The sequence below is a fragment of the Synechococcus sp. BO 8801 genome (genome assembly GCF_002252675.1).
Classification (GTDB): Bacteria; Cyanobacteriota; Cyanobacteriia; order PCC-6307; family Cyanobiaceae; genus Cyanobium.
Genome location: NZ_NQKY01000047.1, coordinates 1 through 839 on the forward strand (window position 1 = coordinate 1; position 839 = coordinate 839).

Sequence of the window (839 nt, forward strand, 5' to 3'; positions counted from 1 at the left end):
GTGGAGCGCCGGAACTCCATGGTGATGCTGCGCTTCTGCTCGCCATCGGCCGCCAGGGCCTCGATCGGGTAGAGCTGCTGGCCGTCGCGGAAGGGCACCTGCACCCGGAAGGTGCCGTCGGCCGAGAGGGGCACCTCCTCACCGCCGATGCTGAGGCGGGCGGCCGGATCGGTGGCGCCGTAGACGATCAGCTCGGCATCGGCCACCAGCCAGAAGGAGCGCTGGCGGGGGGCCACCCCACCGATGCCCGAGGCACTGCGGCCGGAGGCCCAGGGGCCGGCGCCGGAGGCGGAGAATTCCCCACCGCCCTCGAGGCCGGCGGCGGAATCGATCTCGTGGAAAGCCTCGGATCCGCGGCCCAGACGGCGCCACTGGCTGGTCGCGCTCTGGTACAGCCGCTCGTGCAGGCCGGAATCCACCGCTTCGGCGGGGGCGGGCAGGCTGGCGGTGGTGGAGGGGAAGGCGTCGAGGGAGAAGGGGACGAACTGGTCGAGGATCTGCTCGGAGGGATGCAGGGACGGCACCCGGGCGACCGAGGAGAAGGCCAGGGAGATCCAGCCGCCGCCACCGCCCTTGCGGTAGCCGAGCTCGACCCGGTAGTCGCGGTCGGAGAGGGGGACGGGCAGGTACCACTCGGTGGCATGGCTGTCGACCACCACCTCCTGAAGGGTGTGGGGGTGGGCGGAACCGCCGGCCAGGCCGGTGACATCGGCCACGCGCAGGCAGAGCTGGGAGGCGCCGGCATGGAGGGCGTCACTGCGGTCGTCCTCGGAGATGTCCCAGAAGACGTAGGCCCACTGGGGATCGCGGGGCAGGAAGACGACGCGGGTCTCGGCGGC

General features: G+C 72.3%; 1 protein-coding gene. It reads right to left on the minus strand.

Annotated elements, in window-relative coordinates; all coding sequences use genetic code 11:
* Positions 1–839 (minus strand): DUF4912 domain-containing protein (locus tag CJZ86_RS16390; RefSeq protein ID WP_143594198.1); only part of this gene is annotated, 839 nt, incomplete at both ends.